We start from the raw sequence: 24035 nt of genomic DNA on the forward strand, positions 1-24035 counted from the left end.
CGCTCCGGAATCCGTTTATCGTAGTCCAAAGTCATACTTCTATTGACGGTATCGATCCGGAAAATTTCTTTTCCTAATACTTGTACTACTTGTTGAATTATGTAAATCTCTCAAAGAACTCTTTTGTCGCTTTCGTTTTGCGAACGTGGATGCAAAGATAAGTGTTTTTCTTTTAAACTTCCAAATTATTTCAGAACTTTTTTCAAGAAAAATTTGTTTCATTATTTCGGTATCGCCGTTCTCTCTCGAATGCGGGTGCAAAAGTAACGCTATAAAACATAACCTCCAAACATTTTCGGCATTATTTTTCAAGTTTTTTCTCATGGCTCAACAATCCTTACGTTTAATGTACGCACACGATAAAGGCACATATATTTATCTGTACTGATGTTGACAATATCTGGATGGGCATGGAAATAGGTTTCAAGTTTCAAGGTTTCACGAACCCCTTTTCCTCACACACGCACAAGTACATATAATACAGTTCCTCATGATCGCTCCGTCCGCCTCGGGTAAAAACATCATGTCGTGGCTACGCAAGTTCTTCGAGGCTATCCATCCCGCATAACAAACATAAAGGGATTTATTTGAAACCTATATAATGTACGTATCGTGTGTGTGAAGAAAAAGGTTTCATGAAACCTTGAAACTTGAAACCTGCCTATAGTCATTTTTTAATTCGATACACGCATAAGCAAAGAAGAGCCATACGATAGACTTAATTCCTTCAAGCCAATGACTTAAATCAAAGAACGCAAAGAGCTAAGTCATCAAGCGCAAAGACTCAACTTCTCATCCCCCAAGTTCCAAGTCCTTTATGCACCTTAATCCACAACTAATTAAAAAATCTGATAACAGAACACGAATGTCCGCTCTCATCAGTCCGACACATTGAAGCGTATTCCCACAGGATCATCATATTGTTTTTGCAGCTTATAAAGCTCGTCTCGCATGCGTTTCATCACTGCCTCGTAACTGGGCTTACCGTAAAGGTTATTCATCTCGTGGGGATCTTCTTGGAGGTCGTAAAGCTCCCATACGTCGATGTCGTTGTAGAAATGGATCAATTTATAACGATCGTCACGTACGCCGTAATGACGCTTCACGGAATGCTCGGCGGGATACTCGTAGTAATGATAGTAAAGGGAGTTACGCCAGTTCTCCGGCCGCTCGCCTTTCAGCAAGGGAAGCAAGGACTCGCCTTGGATGTCGGCTGGGATGGGGGCTCCGGCCAGTTCCAAAAAAGTGGGGGCGTAATCAATATTCTGCACGAGCTGCGGGATATCACCCTTCTTGCCACCCGGCAGACGCATCAGCAACGGGGTGCGGAAGGATTCCTCATACATGAAGCGCTTGTCGAACCAGCCATGCTCGCCCATGTAGAAGCCTTGGTCGGAGGTGTAGACGATCAACGTGTTATCCAGCAAATCGTTCTTCTCCAGATAATCGAGCACGATACCGATGTTCCGATCCACGGAATGGATCACCCGAAGGTAATCGTGCATATAACGCTGGTATTTCCACTCGGCCAGCTCCTTACCCGTGCGTTTCTTCGCCTTGAAGTCTTGGATGATCGGATCGTAATAGGCGTCCCAAGCGGCTTTCTGGTCCGGATTCATGCGGTTATAAAGCTCACGGCCGTACTTCTCCAGATCGGCGTTGGAGGAATGGATCTCGTTCTCCTTATCGGCCATTTTCAAGTCGTATACGATATCCATATCCTTGATGATGCTCATCTCCTGCTCCGAGGCGGCGATGCGGCCGGCGTAATCGTCGTAGAAGTTCTCGGGCAGCGGGAAGGTCACATCATCGTAAAGACGCAGGTCGCAGGTATCGGGCATCCAAGTACGGTGCGGGGCCTTATGGTGCAGCAGGAGGCAGAAAGGCTTGCTCTTGTCTCGTTTATTGTCCAGCCAATCAAGAGCCAGATCGGTCGTGATGTTCGTGGCGTACCCTTCGATCTGACGCTTCTCGCCGTTATCGATGAAGATGGGGTTATAGTAATCGCCTTGGCCTACGAGGATGTTCCAGTAATCGAAACCGGTGGGATCGGAGGTGAGGTGCCATTTACCGATCATGGCGGTTTGGTAGCCAGCTTTACGCAATAGCTTCGGGAAGGTCTGCTGCGAGCCGTCGAAGGTATGGGCGTTATCGATGAAGCCGTTCTTGTGGCTGTGCTTGCCGGTCAGCATGCAGGCACGGCTGGGGCCACTGATGGAGTTGGCTACGAAGCTATTGGTGAAACGTACGCCCTCGTTTGCGATGCGGTCGATGTTGGGGGTTTGGATGTATCGCTTGTCGTAGGCACTGATGGTTTGGAAGGAGTGATCGTCCGTCATGATATAAAGGATATTCATGGGCTTGGCGGGCTGCCCGGACGTATTCTCTTTTTGGCTACAGGAGGTGGAGGCTATCGCCGCCAGACCTGTCAGAATGAATAGTTTATTTGTTTTCATGTATTCCGCTTAGATTTATGTTGTTTTGATTGATTTTGCCTAAATACACTCAGCTACAGACTTGTAGAGACAGGGCATGTCCCGTCTCTACAATTGGTGATATTAACCTTGGTGGTATTAGCCGAGGAGGTCTTTCAGCTTGCCTTCGGATTGCAGCTTCACGATCAACTCGCCAAACAGAGTATTCGTCCAAGCGAACCACGAGCGGGTGTAATCGGAAGGATTGTCCTTATGGAAAGACTCGTGCATGAAGCCCGTGCCTCCGTCCGTATCACGAAGCGTCTCTATGCAATACCGGATCTCCTTCTCGTCGTTGGAAGTCGTAGCACGCATGATCAAGCTCATCGGCCAGATATAGTTGAAACCGATATGCGGACCGCCGATGCCCTCGCCGGCCTTTCCCTTGAAGAAGTAAGGATTGGAAGGACTCAGCACCAAGCGGCGGGTATTCTGGTAAACCGGGTCGTTCACGTCCACGCAACCCAAGAACGGCAAAGCCAGCAAACTCGGTACGTTAGCGTCGTCCATGAATACCTGTCCACCATAACCATCCACCTCGAAGGCGTATACCTTACCGAATTCCGGATGCTCCACGATAGCGTATTTCTTCACGGCCTCCTCTACCTCACCCGCCAACGCCTCGCAACGGCCGGCCAAGTCCGTGTTATTTCTTACGACACGAAGAATCTCAGCCACCTGACGAAGCGAGGTGATAGCGAACAAGTTCGATGGTACCAAGAAGCCGAACAGCGTAGCGTCGTCGGAAGGACGGAAAGAAGAGACGATTAGGCCCACCGGGTTCACTGGGCTACCCCAACCATCGTTCAAGAGGGTATCGCCTTGGCGGTCCGTCACACGGGAGAAACGGTACGGCCCGAGGCTATCCTTGCGCTGTTGCTCACGGAAGGTACGGTAAACGGCCTCCATTGCCTGCTCCCATTTGCTGTCGAATACGGAGGTATCGCCAATCTCTTTCCAATAATGATACGCCAAGCGGATCGGGTAGCAAAGCGAGTCGATCTCCCATTTACGCTCGTGAAGCTCTTTCTTCATCTCCGTGCGGTCGCTCTCCCACTCGCTCCCGGTAGGGCCTTCGTTGAAGCCGTTAGCGTAGGGATCGATCAGGATGCAGGCGGTCTGGCGATTGATAGCTCCGACCAGCATTTGCCGCAAGTCCTTATCCTTCTTCGCCAAGGTGACGAAGGGGTAAACCTGCGCCGAGGAGTCACGCAACCACATGGCGTGAATATCTCCGGTGATCACGAACGTATCCGGCTTGCCGTCTACCATCTTGAACTCACAGGTCGTGTCCAAGGTATTCGGGTAGCAGTTCTCGAACATCCAAGCCAGCTTCGTGTCCTTGATACGGGCCTTGGAAGCCTTCAGTTGCTCCTCTACCGCCTTGGAGGTAAACTTACGGGCCTCGGGAGCCGGGCGCTTGCTGGCGTAATCGCCGGTCACCTTAGAGGCGATCGTGCTAAAACTCTTTTTATTGTCGGGCGTACTCACGGCGGAGTATACCTTCTCGCCAACCAACAGGCCGGCCAAGGAAATAGATCCTGTTTTCAGGAAATTACGTCTTGTAGTCATTTATATAGTTTTTATGGTATTATATTCCAGTGGCAAAGTTAAGAAAAAAAATAAAGGCTCCCAATCCTTTTCGGACCGGAGCCTTCGCCAACTCAATAATTCCTTAAATTAGCCTAAATACGATTTTAGAAGCTTGCTACGAGTTCCTTGTCTTAATCTTCTGATTGCTTTTTCCTTGATCTGGCGGACACGCTCTCTAGTGAGGCCAAATTTGTCGCCAATCTCTTCCAATGTCATTTCCTGACAGCCAATACCGAAAAACATCTTGATTATCTCACATTCTCTTTCGGTCAGTGTAGCAAGCGCTCTATCAATTTCCTTAGCCAATGACTCGTTCATTAACGACCGGTCCGCAATAGGAGCGTCATCGTTCACAAGCACATCCAAAAGGCTGTTGTCTTCGCCTTCCACGAACGGGGCATCCACGGAAATATGACGTCCGGACACCTTCAAGGTATCGGAAATCTTATCCACCGGGATATCCAACTCATCAGCAAGTTCCTCTGGAGACGGTCTGCGCTCGTTTTCCTGCTCGAACTTGGAGAAGGCCTTGCTGATCTTGTTCAGCGAGCCTACTTGGTTCAACGGAAGACGCACGATTCTTGACTGCTCTGCCAAAGCTTGCAGAATAGATTGGCGAATCCACCATACAGCATAGGAAATAAACTTGAAACCTCTCGTCTCATCGAATTTCTCGGCAGCCTTGATCAAGCCTAAGTTACCCTCATTAATAAGGTCGGGCAAACTCAAACCTTGGTTCTGATATTGCTTAGCCACAGAAACGACGAAACGGAGATTCGCACGGGTCAATTTCTCTAACGCCCTACGGTCTCCTCTTTTGATAGCCTGTGCCAATTCCACTTCCTCTTCTACCGTGATAAGATCTTCTCGACCAATCTCTTGAAGATATTTATCCAGCGAAGCGCTTTCGCGGTTGGTAATGGACTTTGTGATCTTTAATTGTCTCATTCAATTTGTTTAATTGAGAATACGGGGTGCAAAGATAACCATTTTTGTTGAAAGAATTGGCTGGATGCACCCCACATCCAGCCAATTAAAAACCTTTAACAATCTTTTCACACCTATAAGACTACAGTCCTTGTTTATCTTATTCGGCAAGATCTATCGCATAGTACTTCGTACGTCCGTTCGGGTAGAAGCCTTTAATGAAGAGGCCTTGATCTTCCGTACGTCCTTGAAGTATGCTTTCCACAATCTTTTCCAAGTCTTCCGGAGCAGAGATCTTCTGGTTGTTTACAATCATGATAATGAAGCCTTTCTTTATACCGGCGTCTTTCAGTTTGCCGCTGGTCAGACCGGTGACCTCGATACCATAACTTACACCTAACTTACGTTTCTGCTCGTCGTTCAAAGCCTTGAACGCTGCGCCCATAACCTCTGCGCTGTCGCCACCCTTCACGACCTTGGTGCTACCTTGCGCATTACGGAGTTCTACCGTGAATTTCTTCGTGCTACCGTTGCGGTTGATCGTCAACTCTACCTTGTCGCCCGGACGGTATTTGCTGATCTGCTCTTGCAAAGCGCTAGACGATTTGATCTTCACGCCGTTCACAGCTACAATCACGTCACCCTTCTCGATTCCGGCTTCCTTAGCGGAGCTGCGCTCGGCGAAACCACCTACGTAAGCGCCCTCGAATACTTTCACTTTCTCTTTCTCAGCGTCGGGCACGTATTGCGGGTCTTGTATCAATACGCCTAATACAGCACGCTGCACGGTTCCAAATTGCTTCAAGTCGTTAGCCACCTTACCGGCGATGCTGATAGGCACGGCGAAAGAGTATCCGGCGAAGTTACCGGTCTCAGAGTAGATAGCGGTATTGATACCGACTAACTCGCCTTTCGTGTTCACTAGCGCCCCACCACTGTTACCCGGGTTCACGGCGGCGTCTGTCTGTATAAACGACTCGATCTTGCTACGATCCTTGCCACCGGCGCCGATGTTACCACGGCTCTTAGCGCTCACGATACCTGCCGTAACGGTAGAGGTCAAGTTAAACGGGTTACCTACCGCCAACACCCACTCACCTACTTTCAACTTCTCAGAATCACCAAAGGGGATCGTAGGTAAGTCGGTTGCCTCGATCTTGATCAAGGCGATATCTGTTGTCGGATCAGCCCCTATAATCTTTGCCGGGAATTTCCGGTTATCGTTCAAGGTAACCTCCAGCTCATCGGCTCCGTCGATCACGTGGTTGTTCGTGATGATATAACCATCCGTAGAGATAATGACACCCGAGCCGGCGCCCACACGAGGTTGCTGTTGCGGACGTTGGAACCCTCCACGGCCACCGAAGCCGAAGAAATACTCGAACGGGTCCATATACTGCTGACCGCCGTCCCCGTTAGAGGCTTGCGCATTAGCCGTGGCCTTGATATGGACAACCCCGTGGATGGCGCTCTCGGCGGCCGTAGTGAAATCGATATTCTCGGCGGCCACGGTTCCATAATTCGTCAATCGGTACGGTTGCTTGAAGGTATTCTCAACTCCGGAGGCCAACTCCGCCGGACGTTGATTCTTATTCATCAGGTAAGTACTCGTTCCGATCGCGGCACCAGAACTAATGGCTGCTATCAGAGCAACACCAAGCACATTCTTCCAGATATTTTTCATACTTTTCTTATTTAATTAAACACTTAAATTTAACAGTTTCTTTACGGCAAAGAAAACTCAAAAATTGTGCGGATATTCCATTTCCATCGTATTTTTTATCACTTTTAACGAGGCATCACAGAGGCTTAACCGCACTTAACAGTACTGTGTATTGCAAAGTACCTTTTTAACAATTAAACAGCAGACGAATTGACAGTTGACATGCGATAACTGACAGTCGACAATTGATAAATGACAGTCGGTTACTGGCAATCTAGAATCCCTGTTCGTATAAAAAAACACCTAGGAGACAGAATATGTTTACGGCTGAAAAAGAAAATGTTATCCTATCTCTCCGATGCGTCTCCAAAATAATTGTCAACCGCCGACCGTCAACTGTCAACTAAAATACCTATCTTTGTCCTATCGCAGTCTGCCGGTCTGTCGCTCACCTTCGGGTGTGAGGAAAGTCCGGGCAACACAGAGCACCATACTTCTTAACGGGAAGCTGTCCGTGAGGGTAGAGTAACGTAACAGAGAATAACCGCCGGACTCGTCCGGTAAGGGTGAAAAGGTGAGGTAAGAGCTCACCGGGTCCCGTAGCGATACGGGATGCCGTACGTCTTATGGGTTGTAAGGTCATGTATACCGGCGCATGTAGGATGGCTCGTCCGATGCCGGGGGGTAGACCGCTAAAGCTTACCGGCGACGGTAAGACAAGATAAATGGCAGGCGCCTCTTTCCAAAGAGGTACAGGACCCGGCTTATAGGCAGACTGCTTTTTTTATTTGCCAATTAAATCATGTGCCGATATGCCCAAAAACAAGCCACGGGAAGAAAAGAAACCTATTGGAGAACGGATCAGCGCATTATTAGCACGAACCATCCGTTTCGTTACCTACGACATTTGGCGGATTACCGAGAATGAAGTTAGTGGGCTGAAGGAGATTTATATCAATATCATCAAGACGGTCATACTCGCCGTGCGGGGTTTCCAGAGCGAGAACCTGCAAACCAAGGCGTCGGCGCTTACCTACAGCACCTTGTTATCTATCGTACCTTTGCTGGCCGTATTATTAGGTATAGCTAAGGGCTTCGGTTTCCAAGGGACGGTACGGCAGGAGTTGTTCGATTATTTCCCCGGGCACGAGATGGAGCTGAACAAGGCGTTCGAGTTCGTGGAGAGCTATCTGGCGCAGGCGCAGGGGGGAGTGATCATCGGGGTCGGTTTGATTTTATTGTTTTATACGGTGATCAACTTGATCTCGTCCGTGGAGGATACGTTCAACGACATCTGGCAGATCCAGAAATCCCGTCCGTGGTACCGGAAGATATCCGATTATCTGGCCTTATTCCTCGTGCTGCCGGTGCTGATGACGGCATCCAGCGGTTTGTCCATCTTCATGTCTACCTTGCAGAACTCGTTCTTGGGGCAATACTTGTTTTTTACGCCACTCGTAGAGCTGTTCTTGCATATAGCGCCTTATATTATCACGACATTGGCTTTCACGGGGCTGTACGTCTCCCTGCCGAATACGAAAGTAAGGTTCGTGAACGGGTTGGTGGCAGGCTTTATCGCTGGTTGCGCCTTCCAGTTGTTCCAATTTATTTATATCAGTGGGCAGATTTGGGTGAGCAAGTACAACGCTATTTACGGTAGTTTTGCCGCACTGCCTTTGTTGTTGCTTTGGTTGCAGCTTTCTTGGTTGATTTGCTTGTTTGGCGCAGAGCTGTCGTACGCCTCCCAGAACGTGAAGAAATTCAGCTTTGAGAGGGACAGCAAAAGTATCAGCCGCCGGTACAAGGATTTCTTGACCTTGCTGATCGCCTCGCTGATCGTCAAACGGTTCGTGAAAGGCGAGAAACCCTATACGGCCGACGAGCTATCCGACGCTTACCGCATCCCTATCCGCATAACGACACAGATCTTATACCTGCTCACGGAGTTGAACATCATCATCGAGGTGAACTACGGGAATGACGACCGTGTGGCATACTACCAGCCGGCGATCGATGTCAATAAGATCACGGTCAGCTACCTGCTGACCCGCATGGACGAGTATGGCTCCGAGAACTTTAAGATTGACACGAGCAAGCTTTTCAGCAAGGAATGGAAAGCCCTGCTGAAGACACGTGAGGATATGATAAAGGCAAACGACAATATCCTGCTGAAAGACCTATAGGGAATTGAAAATTGAGAATTGAGAATTAATACAGGAAATAGGGATTTGACGAGTGGGGCGGTATGGAAGGTGATCCTGCGTTTCGCTTTCCCTTTGCTGATCGGCAATCTGCTGCAACAACTCTATAACGTGACCGACAGCGTCATCGTCGGGCAGTTTCTGGGGAAAGAGTCGCTGGCGGCGGTATCGGCTTCCTTCTTCATCTATTACTTTATTATCTCGCTGGTGATCGGTATCGGGAGCGGTACGTCGGTGGTGATCTCACAGTTTTTCGGGGCGAAGGAGTTCGATAAGGTGCAGAAGGCCTTCTCCTCTTTCTTTATCTTCATGTTGGTCGCAGGGGTATTGCTGTCCATAGCGGGAATTATTTTTGCCGAGCCGATGTTCAGGCTGACGAACACACCGGAGGACGTGATCCCGCAGGCGGTCGCTTATTTTAGGATTTATGTAGGGGGTACGTTCTTGTTTGTCACTTTCAATAGCATTATCTCCATATTGCGGGGTGTCGGGGAGTCCGTGCGCCCCATGCTGTTTATCCTGCTTACCACGATTTTGAATATAGCCTTGGATTTACTCTTCATTGTCGTTTTCAAATGGGGGATCGAAGGGGCGGCACGGGCTACGGTGATCGCCCAAGGGATCGGCATGTGCGTGGCCCTAGGCTACGTGAACAACACCCATCCCCTGCTCTCTATCAAGAAACAGGATTTATTGTTCGATATGGGACTGTTCAAGGAAGGGCTCCGCATCGGGCTTCCCTCCAGCGTACAGCAATGTGCCATCTCGCTAGGATTGATTGCCTTACTGGGGATCGTGAACAGTTTCGGCACGGATACGCTCACCGCTTACGGGGCAGCGGGAAAGATCGACACGATCATCATCCAAGCGGTATTGACCCTCTCTGGGGCGCTAGCTGCTTTCTGCGGGCAAAACATCGGAGCTGGGCACTTGGACCGGGTACGTGACGGGGTACGATTCGCCATGCTTGTCAACCTATTGCTGGGTCTAGCAACCTTCACGGCCATCTATTTCTTCGGGGACAAGATGATGCTGGCTTTCACCAAGGACCCGGAGGTGATCCGGATTGGCAAGGAATATTTATTGATCATGGGAGGATTCTTTATCGTACACGGCGGCTTGAACGTCTTCAACGGGGCATTACGGGGAGCTGGCGATACCCTGTTCCCAATGGCAGTAAGCATCACTTGTCTTTGGCTGATACGCATTCCCCTCGCCTATTGGTTTAGCTCTATCTGGGGACGGAGCGGTATCTGGTGGGCCATCGGCGCCAGCCTTTGCATCGGGCTTACAATCACCTATATCTATTATAAATTGGGATTCTGGAAGAACAAAGGGCCTTTACGGAAGAAATAAGCATAGCTTATTATTCGTTTCCATCGGGGTCGCATCGCCCGATCGCTTGATTGAATAGAGAAAAAGTCCTCAAGTCAATGACTTGAGGACTTTTTAGTTGCGGAGGCAAGACTCGAACTTACGACCTTTGGGTTATGAGCCCAACGAGCTACCACTGCTCCACTCCGCGATATAGTCGCTATCATTTCTTGATTGCGAGTGCAAAGGTATATATTACATTCCAAACTTCCAAACATTTTCAAGAAATATTTTCAATTTGTTTGCGTACACCCTTCGCTATCGGGCAGTGAAGCCTTGTTAAGCAGCAATTTGACACTAGAAATTCTCGATCGTATCAAAACCGAATGGTTCATATAAATGCAGACGGTTTCTCAACGATTGTATCTCCGCCTGCAAATTCCGCATCCGGTCCAGCATATGATGAATGGCCTCGATTCCCTCGATGTTAATAGACAAGTCGTAATACATACGTGTGTATTGTTCCAGATCACGGAGCTGGGAAGAGAAGAGATACCTCTCTCCATCCGTGATATTAATGTCTATCAAACCTCCCTCTTCCAGCAAAATGATGAACGAAGGGTCTATATGGCATTTCTGGCAGTATTCACTGACAATAACTAAATCTGTTTGCATAATACACCTGTTTTTAATTTAGACTTTGTATTTCCCGGAACAAATCCTTCTGTTTCTCCGTCAAGTTGGTCGGCACCTCGATCGAGTACGTGACAATCAAGTCACCAAACTGCCCCTCCTTCTTGTAAACAGGGAATCCCTTACCTTTCAACCGGACTTTCGTATTGTTTTGCGTGCCCGGTTTTACTTTCAGTTTCACCTTGCTATCCAAGGTATCGATAATCTGCTCGCCACCCAAGACCGCCGTATAGAGGTTCAAGGGGACGGTCAGGTACAGATCGTCTCCCACCCGTTTGAAACGGCTGTCGTCCGGAATAATGAACGTGATGTACAAATCACCGGCAGGTCCTCCATTCATGCCCGGCCCGCCTTGGCCTTTCAGCTTAATGGTTTGCCCGTTGGCTACGCCGGCGGGAACCGTGATACGCAGGTTCTTGCCGTTCACGGTGATCACCTGCTTATGTGTCTTGGCCGCATCCATCAAGGATAAGTGCAATTCGGCCGTGTAATCCTGTCCACGGAATCCATGATTAGAACGGCCACCGCCACCCCGGCGGGAACCAAACATAGACTCAAAGAAATCCGAGAACTCTCCATCATCGCCGGAGGAGGACCAATACGTACCTCCGCCGTTCGAGAAGCCACCGCCAAAGCCGCCACCTTGCTGGCCATACTGCTTCCGTTGAGCCTCGAACTCATCCGCATGTTTCCAATTCTCCCCGTACTGGTCGTATTTCTTACGCTTTTCCGGATCGCTAAGCACCTCGTTCGCCTCATTGATCTCCTGAAACTTACGATGGGCGTCGGGATCGTTCGGATTCAAGTCAGGGTGATATTGCCGAGCCAACTTCTTATAGGCTTTCTTGATATCATCCTGAGAAGCGTCCTTGTTCACCCCCAAAATCTTGTAATAATCGATATAGGCCATAATCTGATATGTTTAGTCTATTTTTCTCATATAATTATATAACAATAAACATACCAAGGATAGTTTTGGTTAGTGAAAATTTACTTAAAACGTTTTTAATCGTACACGCACGGAATTAAGATTGTCCGTAGATAGAAAAGGCTCTAGCCGGGATCATCAGATACCGCTAAAGCCTTTTATGGATAGGAAATTCTTCGAACCTTATTTAAACTGCATCATCTTGCTGATATACTTCCCGACAATATCGAACTCTAGGTTCACTACCGTACCTTTCTCGATCTGGCAAAAGTTCGTGTTATCGTGCGTATAAGGGATGATAGCGACTTGGAAACTGTTTTGCTGGGAGTTGCATACCGTCAGACTGACGCCGTTCACGCAAACGGAGCCTTTCTCCACGGTCATATACCCCTGCCGGGCCATCTCCTTATCAAAAGCGTACTCGAACGTATAGTACCAGCTGCCGTCCGCCTCCTTCACCTCCGCACAAACGGCAGTCTGGTCCACGTGCCCCTGTACGATATGCCCGTCCAGACGGCCGTTCATCAACATGCTACGCTCCAAGTTCACCTTATCGCCCACTTTCAGGTTCCCGAGGTTCGAACGTTCCAAGGTCTCCTTGATAGCGGTAACCGTATACGTATCTTCCGTCATGCTTACCACCGTAAGGCAAACGCCGTTGTGAGCCACGCTCTGATCTATTTTCAGCTCATTCACGAATGAGCACTTCATCGTCAGATGAAGGTTTCCTTTATCGGATTGGAGGGCTACTACCTGAGCCGCTTCTTCTACAATACCTGAGAACATAATCAAATCGTTTTTAGTTTGTACTCCCAAAACTGTTATTTATTCATGGGCAAAGATAACGCCTTTGAGGTAATAAGCCCGATAAAAAGGAAGTTATTAAATGTTTTTAATTTACGATATTATTTATCGTCCAAGGAGACCAAATCATACCGCTGGCTTCCCATACCCAACGCCTCCGCATGCTCGACGATATGGATGCCATGGCGGGATTCCATGCGCTCGATCAAGTGGACACGGCCAGGGTCCGGCGAGGCGTAAACCAGATCTACGCAAGCCTTATCCAAGGCCACGGGATCGAGTGAGGCTAGCATACCGATATCCGCCATTTTCGGCTCTTCCGGGTTCGAATCGCAATCGCAATCTACGGAGAGTCGATTCATTACGCTGATATAAAGTATATTTTCGCCACAATGGGTAGTCACGGCCTTAGCCGCCTCGGCCATTGATTCCAAGAAATGATCCTGTTCGGGAAGGTTGTTCCACAAGTCGGTTTTCGTCTTACCCGCCGTATGTATCCAAGCCTTTCCGGCGGATGAGGCTATACCGATAGAGATATTTTTCAGCGCTCCCCCGAAACCGCCCATGGCATGTCCCTTGAAATGGGAAAGGACGACCGTAAAATCATAATCCAGATAATGGGAGCCTACGAAATCCTCTTTCAGGTGTTTACCGCCTTGAACCGGAAGAGCCACCTCGCCGTCGGCATCCATGATATCCACCTTAGCGATGGCCGTGAAGCCATGATCGGCGGCGGCTTTCAAATGGCTGTCGGTATCCGCGCGTCCGCCTCCGTAAGCCGTGTTACATTCCACGATCGTACCGTTTACTTTCTTTACCAAGTCTTTGATAAGTGTAGGTTGCAGGAAGTTATGGCCTCCCGGCTCTCCGGTAGAGAGCTTCACCGCCACTTTCCCCTTGGCCTTCCGTCCCAAGGCGTCGTAGAGACGGATCATGTTCTGAGGAGTGATATCTTTCAACATATATACCTTCGAAACTCCGGCAGAGGATTCGCTTTTCGCAATCTCCGGCCTCACTTCGCCTGCGATACTCTCTACAGGTATAGAACCTGCCACCATCCATGCGCCACCCATAACGACCGAACTCCGTATGAAGTTACGGCGTGACATTTTTTGTTTTGCTGTCATGATATAGAATTTAAATTCATATGTTTCTTATTTAATCGATACGCGAAGTTCTTTAAAAACTTGAAAAATAAGACTCCTTTACGAACAAAACGAATTTTGAAAGCCTAAAAACGAAATGGGGGTTGTTCACACGGCTCCGTATCCCGTATATCATTCTAAAACATTCCTTAAAGCCACTTGTTTCATAAATAGATTATCCTAATAATATAGATCTTATGAAATCAAAGAATTTAACACTGGCCTCTCTTTTCGCCGGCTTGTTCATGTTCATGAACCCTATGGGAAGCGAGGCGTGTACAAGGGCCGTTTACCTCGGGCCGGACGATATGGTCGTAACCGGACGTACCATGGATTGGAAAGAGGACCCGCAATCCAACCTGTATCTCTTCCCCCGGGGCGTACAGAGAAGGGGAGCGATATCCGATAATACCATCCAATGGACCTCGAAATACGGAAGCGTGGTGACCGCCGGGTATGATATCGGTACGTGCGACGGCATGAACGAGAAGGGACTTGTAGCCAACCTATTGTTCCTCACCGAGTCATCTTATTTCCGACCGGACGATAACCGCCCGGTTATGGGGCTTAGCATCTGGACGCAGTATGTACTCGATAATTTCGCCACGGTAGATGAGGCGGTTGCCGAGTTAAGCAAGGAGGTCTTCCGCATCGACGATCCGGATCTTCCGAACGGGGCGAAATCAACCTTGCATCTCTCGATCTCGGACGCATCAGGGAATAGCGCTATCTTCGAGTACCTAAATGGGAACTTGGTTATCCATGAGGGACGGGAATGCCAAGTCATGACGAATTCCCCTACATACGATAAGCAACTAACCTTAAACGACTACTGGCAACAGATAGGTGGCTTGGTCATGTTGCCGGGTACGAACCGGGCTTCCGATCGTTTCGTGCGTGCCTCTTTCTATATCCACGCCATCCCGCAGACAAGTAATTTCCGGGAAGCGGTAGCCGGGGTATTCAGCGTAATGCGTAACGTATCGGTACCTCTGGGAATCACGACCCCGGATCAACCGAATATCTCCTCTACCCGCTGGCGTACGGTAGCCGACCAGAAGAATAAGGTATATTACTTCGAGTCTACTTTAAGCCCGGATATCTTTTGGGTCGATTTCAAGAGCTTGGACTTCAAGGCAGGTACACCTATCAAGAAACTAACGCTCACAAACGGCGAGATTTACGCCGGAAACACCGCCAAAGATTTCAAGGACAGCAAGCCGTTACCGTTCTTGTTCGGGATCTGAAGGGCTAGAAAAACAGACAAGAATAAATAAGGGGAGGTATCAAAAGTCGGTATTTACTCCCCCCTTATTTTTAAACAAGCGTTATTACCTTTTATGATATGCTTAACAATTAAAGCCTATGCCTAAAGCTATCCACCGGATTCGACGTGGCAGCCCGGTAGCTCTGGAAAAAGACAGAGACAAACGAGATCACGAGGCAGAATAAGCCGGCAGCGATAAATATCAGCGGACTTAAACTAATACGATATGAATAATCAGACAGCCAATCTTTCATAAAGTACATAATAATAGGTATGGCGATCACGAAAGCGATCAGCACATAATTCAAGAACGTGAATACGAGCTTAACCAATATCTCCCGATTGCTGGAACCAAATACCTTTCGTACGGATACCTCCTGCGAACGCTGTTGGATAAAATAAGTGGACATCGCCAATAAGCCTAGCAAAGAAATAAGGATGGCGATTATCGAGAATACGATTACGATCTTTGCCAAACGGATTTGCGAGTCGAATGAGTTTTGTAAACGCTCATCCATGAAGTAAGCCTCAAACTCAAGTCCGGTCACTTTCTCATATACTTTACCGATAGCCTCCTTTGCGGCGAAAGGATCACCTTGTGTCTCGATCAAGATCATCCAAGGATCTTCATTATCTTTCAAGAAACGGAACATGACAGGGTTCATCCCTGTCGTCACATTTCCAAAGCAATAGAAATCCCGGACGATACCCGCTATCGCTATCGGTCTTTCTTGCCTGTCCAGCATAAAAGAGGCCGCATCCTCCGATAAGTTCATCTCACGCATCGCTTGCTCGTTTAGGAACCAGCCCTCTGTCGTTAAATGGTTATCACGCAAAATCTCCAATCCCAGCATATCGTAACACTCCTTATCCATAACGAATTGCTGAAAAGATATATTTTGCCCCTGATAAGTAGCAGTCCAATTATTACTACCGAATAAAGGCAATCCTTGAGTCTTCCCGACCCTATCTACGCATGACAAACCTTTCAACTCACCGACAAAAGCGGATAACTGCCTTTCATCCACCGACCGCATAGCCAATAAATTCTTCGTTTTATATCCGACAGGAGCGTTGATCATATGAACGATCTGACAAACCATCGTGATAGAGGCGGCGATCATCGTGATCGTGATCACATTCTGGAATACGATAAAGAACTTACTGAATACCATTTTCGTCTTAGCCCGGAACGTACCCCTTACCACCTCGATCGGTTTAGAAGAAGAAATAATGATAGCAGGCAGTAAGCCGGATAAAACTCCCACGGCAACCGTTAATGAAACCAGAGCCAATAGCCAGACAGGTCTACCCAATACATTCATATCGACACGTGTCTGCAATAAATCATTGACAAACGGCACGACCGCCAGCGCAAGGAGAACCCCGATAATCAAAGAAATAAACGTAAGCAAAGTAGACTCCAGCATCAAGCGCATGAATAACTCACCCCGTGAAGATCCCAAAAGGCGCCGGGTAGCCATCTCCTTCGCCCTGAAACCCGCTTGGGCAACCGTCAAGTTAATATAATTGATAACCGCAAAAATCAAGATAAGAAAACCTACGGACATCAGCACGATCACGAAACGCCAATCTCCCTTTCGCAAAGAAGAGTAAGAAGCGGCTTTCGCAAAATACTGCTCACTAAGCGGCAATATGCGTACCTCTTTTGCCGTCCCATATTGATACGGCCAATAAAACTCCTTGAACCAATGGGCCATATCCTCCGCACGAGAAGGGAAATCACTGCCCTCACGCACCAAGACAAAAGCCGATGTACTTCCGGCATTCCCCAATTGATCCGGAGCCAACGACCAGTTCAAATACCGAACCTGCTCCCAACGCACGATCACATCGGCTTCGGGAATAGAGGAATGAAGTAAATCCTCCACCACCCCGTTTATAGTAGCCGATATGGTATCGCCCACCACCAACTTCCGTCCCATCGGATCATCCGTTCCGAACATCTTACGGGCGAACGAAGAGGAGACCACCGCATAGTTCCCGGCGGCCAACGCTTGCTCACGAGTGCCTTGTAGCAACCGGAAATCAAAGAAATCGAAGAACGTAGAGTCTGCGAACATCACGTTTGCCTTCAGTTTCCGATCACCGGAAACTACAACTATATCACTCGAATTACCCGCCACTACCGGACAAACTTTTTCTACCTCCGGATAGCGTTCCTTTATCTTATAAGGAATGGCGGCTCCGGTGGCCATCCAATTTTCATTCCCGACCAGATAGATACGATCCGCCTTGGTATGGAATTTATCTGTAGACATCTCCTGTACCGTATAGACCGCTATCAATAACACAAACATCAACGATACAGACAGACCAAACACGTCTATCAGCGTATAAGCCTTATTCCTTCCGAGGAACTTGAAAAAGGACTTAAAGTTCAATAAATTATTCATGAATTATAAATTTTCAATTACTCAGATTTCAAGCAGTTCACCGGATTATCATTAGCCGTCTTGCGGGCATCCAGACAAACCACGGAATATATAATCAATAAGACACATACGCCGCAACCCAAGAATATGTACCATGACAAAGGTACTTTCTCCGTGAATTGCTCTTGCCACTTTTGCAAGACAAAGTATGCTATGCCACCGCCTAATATGACCGCATAGATACAGATATATCCGATATCCTTTATGAACAACCTCAATATATCCCATAAGGTAGCCCCATTCACCCGGCGGACGGCGATCTCCTTACGACGACGGCTCACCTCATCATTCGTATAGCCTATAAGTCCTATCAACGTAACAAGAAGCGTGACCAGACCTCCGATCATCACGGAATCACGGAATTGGCGGGAGTCCTTATATAGATCCATGATCTCGGAACGGAAAGAGATAGCGCTCAGTTCACGATCCGGAAATGTCTCGGATATCTTCTGCTGTAAACGAGCCATATTATCGTTGGTCAGCTCATGGAACTTCACCTGCAAGGTGTACATGGGCTTATGCGCATAGAATAATACGGAGGGCCGCATATCTTGGTTCGAGATTCCTCCCAGACGGATATTCTCATACACGCCGCAAATCGTGAATGGCTCCTCATTCCATTTGCTATGCTCGGTGACGCAAATATCCTTCCCAACAACATCATCCGTCCAGCCCGCTACCAATTTCATCTTCTCCACGAAACGGCGGTCTACCATCACCTCTCTCGAGTTGGTCACATTCTCCGTGAACGAGCGGCCTTGGATCACGGGAATCTCCATCATGTCCAGATATCCGTTGCCTACCCAATAGAGATCGGCGATATTAAAAAGCTCTTGAGTCCCGCCCGGTAAAAGAATATTATTACCGGAAGCATGCTCGAAAGGCAATTGATAAACGGTGGTAGCCGCAGCGACTCCCGGAAGCCGCATCACCTCATCCAGAATCTTGGCACGAGAGGTAGAGTCCACGCCAGCTAACCCGCAGTAGGCAAGGTTCTCATAGGCATATCCCGGACGATCATTCACCATAAACGTATATTGACGGGCAACGAAAACAAGCATCGTCACCAAAAAGCCCGTAGCAACAAACTGGACAAGCAACAAGGCTTTCTTCCAGATACGCTTATTCTCCCGGTAATTACGGAAAGCGGAGGCCACCGGAATCCGGGCGTATAATGATCCCGGCATAAAACCAGATACGAAAAACACCAAGATACATATCCCTAGCAAGACCAAGCTACCATTAGACAAGAGCAAGGAATCTAACGAAGTCGCCAACAACTCCTCTACCGTACCTCTAAACGCAAGGATCAACAATAAGGCCAAGATCAGTGAAAGCACTATATGTACCAACGCCTCACCAAACATCATACCATGAATATTATTCTCGCTTGCCCCATAACATTTATGGACAGCCACCTCCTTCGAGCGATTTACGATAGAGGATATCACGATTAAGATATAGTTCATCACCGCCGTAAAGATCAAAGCGAAGGCCAGTAAGGAAAGTATCCACGTCATTCGCTTGACTTGCGGCAACTCCTTGTGTAGATTATCTAGCTTATGAAATGAGAAATCAATGCTTAACCCGACCTTTTGCTGTTCCTCCGGAGGGAAATAAGAATTCACAAACGTACGCACCTGTTCCTCCAAAGCTAAAGGATTCACCCCCTTGTGCAACTTCACATAGCTTATGTAACGATCGTTTCCCAACATATTAGTAGGCGAACCCTCCCACATAAACCGACCCGCCGAAGCCATGGAAACAATTACATCGTAACGGGAATGAGAATTTTCCGGAACTTCCTCAAAAACGCCACCAATAGTCATAGTACGTCCCGGCGAATTGTCTACCGTGAAGTTTTTCCCGATAACATCGCCTCCGATATTTTTCGCTATACGACTTGATATCAACACGTACATCGGGGTGGAAAGAACCTCTTTCGCATTTCCGATCAACATAGGACGAGGAAGAATATCAAAGAAACAACTATCCGCTATGATACAACGACCGGAGTATTTCATCTTGGTGTCGGTCATCGTAAAGGTCCAGTCTCCAAAACTCGTGTATCGGGTGACGGTCTCGATCTCGGGTATCTGTTGTTGCATAGTTGGAGCGATGCCACCGCTTGTTTGCGGATAATCCTTCAACTCCCCTCCATTTTGCTGGTATTTCGCCCAGACTTGATAGACCCGGTCTCTATCCGGATAAAAATCATCATACGATTGTTCGAAATAGACTTTAGCGATCAATACCAAGCCTACCGCTAAGCCGATTCCCAACGATACGATTTTCATCACGTTATGCCGCCCTTTCTTAAAAATGGAACGAATGGCGATTAGTATGTTTTTCATATTATATCGATTTTATTCCAGCACCAGCACTTCATTATCCTTATAACTCTCATAACTGGACACAATCACCTTCTCACCGGCTTCCAGACCTTCAAGAACCTCATAATATTGCGGGTTCTGACGGCCGATCTTGATAGAACGCCTGTAAGCTTTCTTTCCATCCGGATCAAGAACAAATATCCAGCTTCCGCCCGTGCTCTGGAAGAAAGTTCCCTTCGGGATAATGATACTCTCGGTAGGTTGCCCCAGCTCCAAGTTGATATAGTAGGTCTGTCCACTACGGATATTATCCGGACGCTCACCCGTGAAAACGAAATCCGTACGGAACTTACCATCACGAACCTCGGGATAAACTTTGCGCACCGTTAAGTCGAAAGACGAGCCTTGACGCTCGAAAGCGGCGCTTAAGCCCGGTTTCACGCGGTCTATATAATGCTCGTCGATCATGGCCTCTATCTTATAATCGGAAAGGTCGTTAATCTGGCCGATCTTTTGTCCGGGATTGATGCTTTGCCCCAATACGACATCCAACAGTCCCAACTCACCGTCGATCTGGGAACGGACATTCAAGTTTTCCTTACGTTCGCGGATCAACAGGATATTCTTCCGCATGTTCGCCAAGCTGGCCTCCATCTCATCCATCTGGATCGTGCGGGAGATAGAGTCTTGGCGCAAGCGCTCGGTAATCAAGGCGTGCTTTTGAGAGGCTAACTCGAAGTCCTCCTTCGCTTTCAGATAATCCTCCTTGGCGATCAAGTTCTCTTTATACAACTGTTCTTGTTGGTTGAACGAGCGGCGGGCCCGGTTCATGTCCATATCGTATTGAAGTTTCTCCATCTGATTGGTCAGCTTATCCTGCTCCATGGTAACCTGCGTATTACGAAGGAAGTTCTGCTTCTCCGCCAACTCGGCCTCAGCGTTCAAGATCTGCAAATCTAGATTTGAGTTGCTCAGACGAACAATGATATCGCCTTTCTTCACTTGGGCACCCTCTTCCACGACTTTCTCCTGTACGATACCGCCCTCCTCGGGGCTAAGCTGCACGACCGTGATAGGTTGCACCTGACCATCCATACGAAAGAAGTCATTGAATTGCTCACGGGTCACATTACCGATGCTAATCCCTCTCGCGTCCACTTTCAACGTAGAAGCATGATCACCAAAGATAATCCATCCCAACAAGATAACGAACAACACGCCACCCGCTACATAAGGAATATGCTTCTTCTGAAGACCTTTCTTTTTCTCTAATTGTATATCCATCGTATTCTATATTTTTTATTATCATCTAAATTCTATGTTCTCAATTCTTATTCATTGATAAGAGGCTTGCCCTTATAATAATCTACCAACTTGCTTTTCAATAAGTACATCAATCGCTTTTGAAGCAGATTGGCCTTGGACTCCAACAGCGTATTCGCACTTGTCTGTACATCCAGCGTGCTCATCAGGCCTTCCTCGTACTTCCGTAGGGTAACACGATAAGCCAACTCATCCGATTTCACCTTCTTATCCATCTGTATGGCCTCTTTAGCGTATCCCTCACGATCCAAGACCGATTGCTCTACCGCTGTCTGCAACTGGCGAAAGACCTCTGTCCTTGTCTCCCGTGCGATCCGCATATTGTTACGGTAACGACGAGCGTTCGTTAGTCTGCTCAAACCATCGAACAAGGGAAAGCTAAGGCTAAAAGATACATATTCACCACGGTTATTTTTAAACTGATCCTTGAAACCTTCCGGGGCATTATCAGACTTCAGGTTCTCGAAATAACTCGTAGAGATTCCGGCATTCAAATAAATGCTCGGCAGCAACTTTCCTTTATAAATACGATATTGGTATTTACTTTGCGTTAATTGATACTCGGCTTGCAAGGCGGTAGGGTTATTCCCGGACGCATAGGCGAAAATCTCCGCCACATTCTCTACTTCCGGGACATAATTGATATCCGGTAATAAAGTATCCACCTCCAGTTCTAAATCAGATGGATAATTCATACATTCCCTCAAAGTAAGCAAGGCCGTATTGAAAAGATTCTGCTGGTGGGTCAATGTATAATCATCGGCCGCTACTTGAGCCTCGAATTGAGCTACATCCGCTTTCCCTTTCAAACCCAGCTCTTCTTGCCGGCGAGTCTTATATAAGGTACGGTTACTCTCCTCCAATTTCTCGGCCGCCATACGAATCGTTCCTTTATAATACACCACATCCATATAAGCCTGCATGGTTTTCATCGCTAAATCATCTTTCGCTTTCTGTATGTCATTAACTCCCATACGGCGATTGGATTTTGCCATCAACCATTGATTGATCAGCTGTCCGCCCGTAAAAATAGGAATAGAAGCGTCGAGGCCATAGTTATTATTAAACGTAGAAGTATTCTCATAGGTATTGGTCGCAGGATCGATCGAACGGCCAAAACTATATTGCGCTCCGACCTTAGCCGATGCCGCCGGGAAAAAAGAAGCTACGGCGGCATTCCGTTCCGCCTTATACGTATCTGATGTATAAACTTGCTTTTTAACCGATGGGCTGTTTTCCACGGCATAGCGCATACATTCATCCAAAGTCCAAAGTTTCTCTTGGGCCACCGTCGCCGTAGCGAAACTGAGAGAAAGAACTGTTGTAAGTAATATTTGTTTCATTGCTCTATTATTTTCTACCTAAATAATAGCAAAGAACGTGCCAAAACACATAAACAACTAAACAACAATCAGATAACAAAAAGCTATTCTTTTAGAACTGTCCAATATTTTGACAACGCTGTCTAATTGTTTGACACTATTCCCACTTTGACACGTAAGAGCGTCTCCTCTTCTCCCTAAGTAAAAAACGCTCTACTCCTATATGAATTCTTGCTCGATAGCCTATGAATTCTTATGCGCATACTGTATAATTCTATAAACCACGACGTGGTCTGTACAGATCAAGACGTGGAATATACAAATCACGACGTGGTCTATATATTCCACGGCGATAATCTGGAAATAGATGAGATAGTAATTATATTTGTATATAGTAAGAAGAATGTTTTTTACTTGAAGGTACGAACAATTGTTTTGATTACAATCGTTGACTATCCTTTAGATTTAAGGGCAGGACACAAAAAAAGGGAAACAGCTGAATACCAACCATTTCCCTTTTTCTAAGTCGGGGTACCAAGACCCTTTTGTGTAAACGCTTAGCATCTATTTATCTGTTTATCAAAATATCACAAATATCACTATAATACTATTTTGTCCTAAAACAGTCCCGGTACAAATTACTTCTCATAATAAAAAGAAGCATCTTCCGGAATATGAAGAAGCTCATTAATTGCATGCCGTTTTTCTAGATCAAGCATGTAAGTCTGTACGACTTTATAGAGATCAAATCCCCCTACAGATCCAGCAGCCATGTGCAAGTTTTCCACCACCTGTTTCATTTCTTTTTGAATATCTGATTGCCTTAGCAAGTGATACTCATTACTGTGAATAACCTTTTTTTCTTCCATAATACTACTTATTTAGTTGTTGTTTTAAAAGTGCAATCATTTCATCTTTATCTTTTATACGCTCTTCCTTCTCCTTAATGAGTAATCTGAGCTTCTCAAGTTCATTTTTACATTCACTTAGAGTAATATCTCCAGAAACCTTATTCCCATTTCCATTTACATGATGACCGATTGAGTTATCTACATTTATGTCTCTATCGAAAAAGTAATCAATGGGTAATTTGAAAAAATCTGCTATTCGTTCAAGTTTACTTGAACCAAGATCTGCTCCTTTCAAAATATTGTCCAATCCTTGTACAGATATGGATACTTTTTCACAAAAAGACTTCTTTGTCAATTTGTTATCAATAATAAGCTGTTCTATTTTACTTGGTATAAACATTCAAGTATTATTTGTAAACATTGTTAAACATATATAATCATGTGACAAATATCACATAAAACTTTGTATAATATCAAAGTTTAGTTTACGTTTGCATTATAAATATAACACTAAAATATGTTTTACGTATGGAAAATGCAGAAAAGATTGAAAAAATGACATTTAAAGACTATTACCAGTCCTTGGATGAAGAAAGGAAGAAAGCTGTTAGAGATCAGTTCTTAGTAGCAAGCGGTATCTCATATCCAACTTTCTATTCAAAACTAACACGGGAAAACTATTCTCTTTTGGAAAGAAGAGCTTTAGAAACAATATGTCAAACAACTTTTAAATGGTAAAAT

At 46.8% G+C, this 24035-nt stretch carries 18 protein-coding genes, 1 tRNA gene and 1 other RNA gene; 5 read left to right on the forward strand and 15 right to left on the reverse strand.

Annotated elements, in window-relative coordinates:
- Nucleotides 1-878 precede the first annotated feature (878 nt).
- The 4 genes from NBH07_RS20170 to NBH07_RS20185 form a co-directional block, all read right to left on the reverse strand.
- Nucleotides 879-2456, reverse strand: a complete 1578-nt coding sequence (locus tag NBH07_RS20170; protein ID WP_005862019.1) for a sulfatase family protein — start codon at nucleotides 2454-2456, stop codon at nucleotides 879-881.
- A gap of 117 nt (nucleotides 2457-2573) precedes the next feature.
- Nucleotides 2574-4046, reverse strand: a complete 1473-nt coding sequence (locus NBH07_RS20175; RefSeq protein ID WP_250833584.1) for a glycoside hydrolase family 125 protein — start codon at nucleotides 4044-4046, stop codon at nucleotides 2574-2576.
- Between the two features lie 108 nt (nucleotides 4047-4154).
- Nucleotides 4155-5015: a sigma-70 family RNA polymerase sigma factor gene (locus NBH07_RS20180; RefSeq protein ID WP_005641668.1), complete on the reverse strand. Its 861-nt coding sequence runs from the start codon at nucleotides 5013-5015 to the stop codon at nucleotides 4155-4157.
- Between the two features lie 139 nt (nucleotides 5016-5154).
- Nucleotides 5155-6678 carry a Do family serine endopeptidase gene (locus NBH07_RS20185; protein WP_005862015.1) on the reverse strand — a complete coding sequence of 508 codons (1524 nt, stop codon included), beginning with the start codon at nucleotides 6676-6678 and terminating at the stop codon, nucleotides 5155-5157.
- A gap of 407 nt (nucleotides 6679-7085) precedes the next feature.
- Between NBH07_RS20185 and rnpB the strand changes: the two genes are divergently transcribed.
- From rnpB to NBH07_RS20200, 3 genes are all read left to right on the forward strand, one after another.
- Nucleotides 7086-7440: RNase P RNA component class A (rnpB, locus tag NBH07_RS20190), an RNA gene on the forward strand.
- 29 nt (nucleotides 7441-7469) lie between these two features.
- On the forward strand, nucleotides 7470-8840 hold the full coding sequence (locus NBH07_RS20195; protein WP_005862013.1) for a YihY/virulence factor BrkB family protein: 1371 nt from the start codon (nucleotides 7470-7472) through the stop codon (nucleotides 8838-8840).
- 18 nt (nucleotides 8841-8858) lie between these two features.
- Nucleotides 8859-10214, forward strand: coding sequence for an MATE family efflux transporter (locus tag NBH07_RS20200; RefSeq protein WP_008780858.1), 1356 nt, complete (start codon nucleotides 8859-8861; stop codon nucleotides 10212-10214).
- Nucleotides 10215-10311: 97 nt separating this feature from the next.
- On the opposite strand, the gene NBH07_RS20205 is transcribed toward NBH07_RS20200, so the two are convergent.
- The 5 genes from NBH07_RS20205 to NBH07_RS20225 form a co-directional block, all read right to left on the reverse strand.
- Nucleotides 10312-10383: transfer RNA gene (locus tag NBH07_RS20205), tRNA-Met, on the reverse strand.
- Nucleotides 10384-10529: 146 nt separating this feature from the next.
- Complete coding sequence (locus NBH07_RS20210; protein WP_005862009.1) at nucleotides 10530-10847, reverse strand: chaperone modulator CbpM; 318 nt, start codon at nucleotides 10845-10847, stop codon at nucleotides 10530-10532.
- Nucleotides 10848-10860: 13 nt separating this feature from the next.
- The gene (locus NBH07_RS20215) at nucleotides 10861-11775 is read right to left on the reverse strand and encodes a DnaJ C-terminal domain-containing protein (protein WP_005862007.1); all 915 of its coding nucleotides are present in this window, start codon (nucleotides 11773-11775) and stop codon (nucleotides 10861-10863) included.
- Between the two features lie 201 nt (nucleotides 11776-11976).
- Entirely contained in the window at nucleotides 11977-12579 is a 603-nt protein-coding gene (locus tag NBH07_RS20220) for a riboflavin synthase (RefSeq protein ID WP_005862004.1), read from the reverse strand.
- A gap of 119 nt (nucleotides 12580-12698) precedes the next feature.
- The gene (locus NBH07_RS20225; RefSeq protein ID WP_005862002.1) at nucleotides 12699-13724 is read right to left on the reverse strand and encodes a DUF362 domain-containing protein; all 1026 of its coding nucleotides are present in this window, start codon (nucleotides 13722-13724) and stop codon (nucleotides 12699-12701) included.
- Between the two features lie 215 nt (nucleotides 13725-13939).
- Between NBH07_RS20225 and NBH07_RS20230 the strand changes: the two genes are divergently transcribed.
- Nucleotides 13940-14989: a linear amide C-N hydrolase gene (locus NBH07_RS20230; RefSeq protein ID WP_005862000.1), complete on the forward strand. Its 1050-nt coding sequence runs from the start codon at nucleotides 13940-13942 to the stop codon at nucleotides 14987-14989.
- 109 nt (nucleotides 14990-15098) lie between these two features.
- Here NBH07_RS20230 and NBH07_RS20235 read toward each other — a convergent pair whose 3' ends face one another.
- From NBH07_RS20235 to NBH07_RS20260, 6 genes are all read right to left on the reverse strand, one after another.
- Nucleotides 15099-17426 (reverse strand): ABC transporter permease, encoded by a 2328-nt coding sequence (locus tag NBH07_RS20235; RefSeq protein ID WP_009018445.1) that lies wholly within the window; start codon nucleotides 17424-17426, stop codon nucleotides 15099-15101.
- Between the two features lie 17 nt (nucleotides 17427-17443).
- Nucleotides 17444-19819, reverse strand: a complete 2376-nt coding sequence (locus tag NBH07_RS20240; protein WP_008780854.1) for an ABC transporter permease — start codon at nucleotides 19817-19819, stop codon at nucleotides 17444-17446.
- 12 nt (nucleotides 19820-19831) lie between these two features.
- On the reverse strand, nucleotides 19832-21082 hold the full coding sequence (locus NBH07_RS20245) for an efflux RND transporter periplasmic adaptor subunit (RefSeq protein ID WP_005861993.1): 1251 nt from the start codon (nucleotides 21080-21082) through the stop codon (nucleotides 19832-19834).
- Nucleotides 21083-21129: 47 nt separating this feature from the next.
- Nucleotides 21130-22464 carry a TolC family protein gene (locus NBH07_RS20250; RefSeq protein ID WP_005861991.1) on the reverse strand — a complete coding sequence of 445 codons (1335 nt, stop codon included), beginning with the start codon at nucleotides 22462-22464 and terminating at the stop codon, nucleotides 21130-21132.
- A gap of 617 nt (nucleotides 22465-23081) precedes the next feature.
- Nucleotides 23082-23312 carry a hypothetical protein gene (locus tag NBH07_RS20255; protein WP_009018447.1) on the reverse strand — a complete coding sequence of 77 codons (231 nt, stop codon included), beginning with the start codon at nucleotides 23310-23312 and terminating at the stop codon, nucleotides 23082-23084.
- Between the two features lie 4 nt (nucleotides 23313-23316).
- Nucleotides 23317-23694, reverse strand: a complete 378-nt coding sequence (locus NBH07_RS20260; RefSeq protein WP_009018448.1) for a helix-turn-helix domain-containing protein — start codon at nucleotides 23692-23694, stop codon at nucleotides 23317-23319.
- A gap of 128 nt (nucleotides 23695-23822) precedes the next feature.
- Here NBH07_RS20260 and NBH07_RS20265 point away from each other — a divergent pair, with 128 nt between their 5' ends.
- Nucleotides 23823-24032 (forward strand): hypothetical protein, encoded by a 210-nt coding sequence (locus NBH07_RS20265; RefSeq protein ID WP_009018449.1) that lies wholly within the window; start codon nucleotides 23823-23825, stop codon nucleotides 24030-24032.
- The last annotated feature ends 3 nt before the right edge of the window (nucleotides 24033-24035 follow it).

Origin of the sequence: Parabacteroides sp. B2-S-102, assembly GCF_023656665.1 — a bacterium.
Classification (GTDB): Bacteria; Bacteroidota; Bacteroidia; order Bacteroidales; family Tannerellaceae; genus Parabacteroides; species Parabacteroides distasonis.

Excerpts from the sequence above, each read along its gene's own strand:
- NBH07_RS20170 (WP_005862019.1), bottom strand. The coding sequence starts at position 2,456 with ATGAAAACAAATAAACTATTCATTCTGACAGGTCTGGCGGCGATAGCC.
- NBH07_RS20175 (WP_250833584.1), bottom strand. The coding sequence starts at position 4,046 with ATGACTACAAGACGTAATTTCCTGAAAACAGGATCTATTTCCTTGGCC.
- NBH07_RS20180 (WP_005641668.1), bottom strand. The coding sequence starts at position 5,015 with ATGAGACAATTAAAGATCACAAAGTCCATTACCAACCGCGAAAGCGCT.
- NBH07_RS20185 (WP_005862015.1), bottom strand. The coding sequence starts at position 6,678 with ATGAAAAATATCTGGAAGAATGTGCTTGGTGTTGCTCTGATAGCAGCC.
- NBH07_RS20195 (WP_005862013.1), top strand. The coding sequence starts at position 7,470 with ATGCCCAAAAACAAGCCACGGGAAGAAAAGAAACCTATTGGAGAACGG.
- NBH07_RS20210 (WP_005862009.1), bottom strand. The coding sequence starts at position 10,847 with ATGCAAACAGATTTAGTTATTGTCAGTGAATACTGCCAGAAATGCCAT.
- NBH07_RS20215 (WP_005862007.1), bottom strand. The coding sequence starts at position 11,775 with ATGGCCTATATCGATTATTACAAGATTTTGGGGGTGAACAAGGACGCT.
- NBH07_RS20220 (WP_005862004.1), bottom strand. The coding sequence starts at position 12,579 with ATGTTCTCAGGTATTGTAGAAGAAGCGGCTCAGGTAGTAGCCCTCCAA.
- NBH07_RS20225 (WP_005862002.1), bottom strand. The coding sequence starts at position 13,724 with ATGACAGCAAAACAAAAAATGTCACGCCGTAACTTCATACGGAGTTCG.
- NBH07_RS20230 (WP_005862000.1), top strand. The coding sequence starts at position 13,940 with ATGAAATCAAAGAATTTAACACTGGCCTCTCTTTTCGCCGGCTTGTTC.
- NBH07_RS20235 (WP_009018445.1), bottom strand. The coding sequence starts at position 17,426 with ATGAATAATTTATTGAACTTTAAGTCCTTTTTCAAGTTCCTCGGAAGG.
- NBH07_RS20240 (WP_008780854.1), bottom strand. The coding sequence starts at position 19,819 with ATGAAAAACATACTAATCGCCATTCGTTCCATTTTTAAGAAAGGGCGG.
- NBH07_RS20245 (WP_005861993.1), bottom strand. The coding sequence starts at position 21,082 with ATGGATATACAATTAGAGAAAAAGAAAGGTCTTCAGAAGAAGCATATT.
- NBH07_RS20250 (WP_005861991.1), bottom strand. The coding sequence starts at position 22,464 with ATGAAACAAATATTACTTACAACAGTTCTTTCTCTCAGTTTCGCTACG.
- NBH07_RS20255 (WP_009018447.1), bottom strand. The coding sequence starts at position 23,312 with ATGGAAGAAAAAAAGGTTATTCACAGTAATGAGTATCACTTGCTAAGG.
- NBH07_RS20260 (WP_009018448.1), bottom strand. The coding sequence starts at position 23,694 with ATGTTTATACCAAGTAAAATAGAACAGCTTATTATTGATAACAAATTG.
- NBH07_RS20265 (WP_009018449.1), top strand. The coding sequence starts at position 23,823 with ATGGAAAATGCAGAAAAGATTGAAAAAATGACATTTAAAGACTATTAC.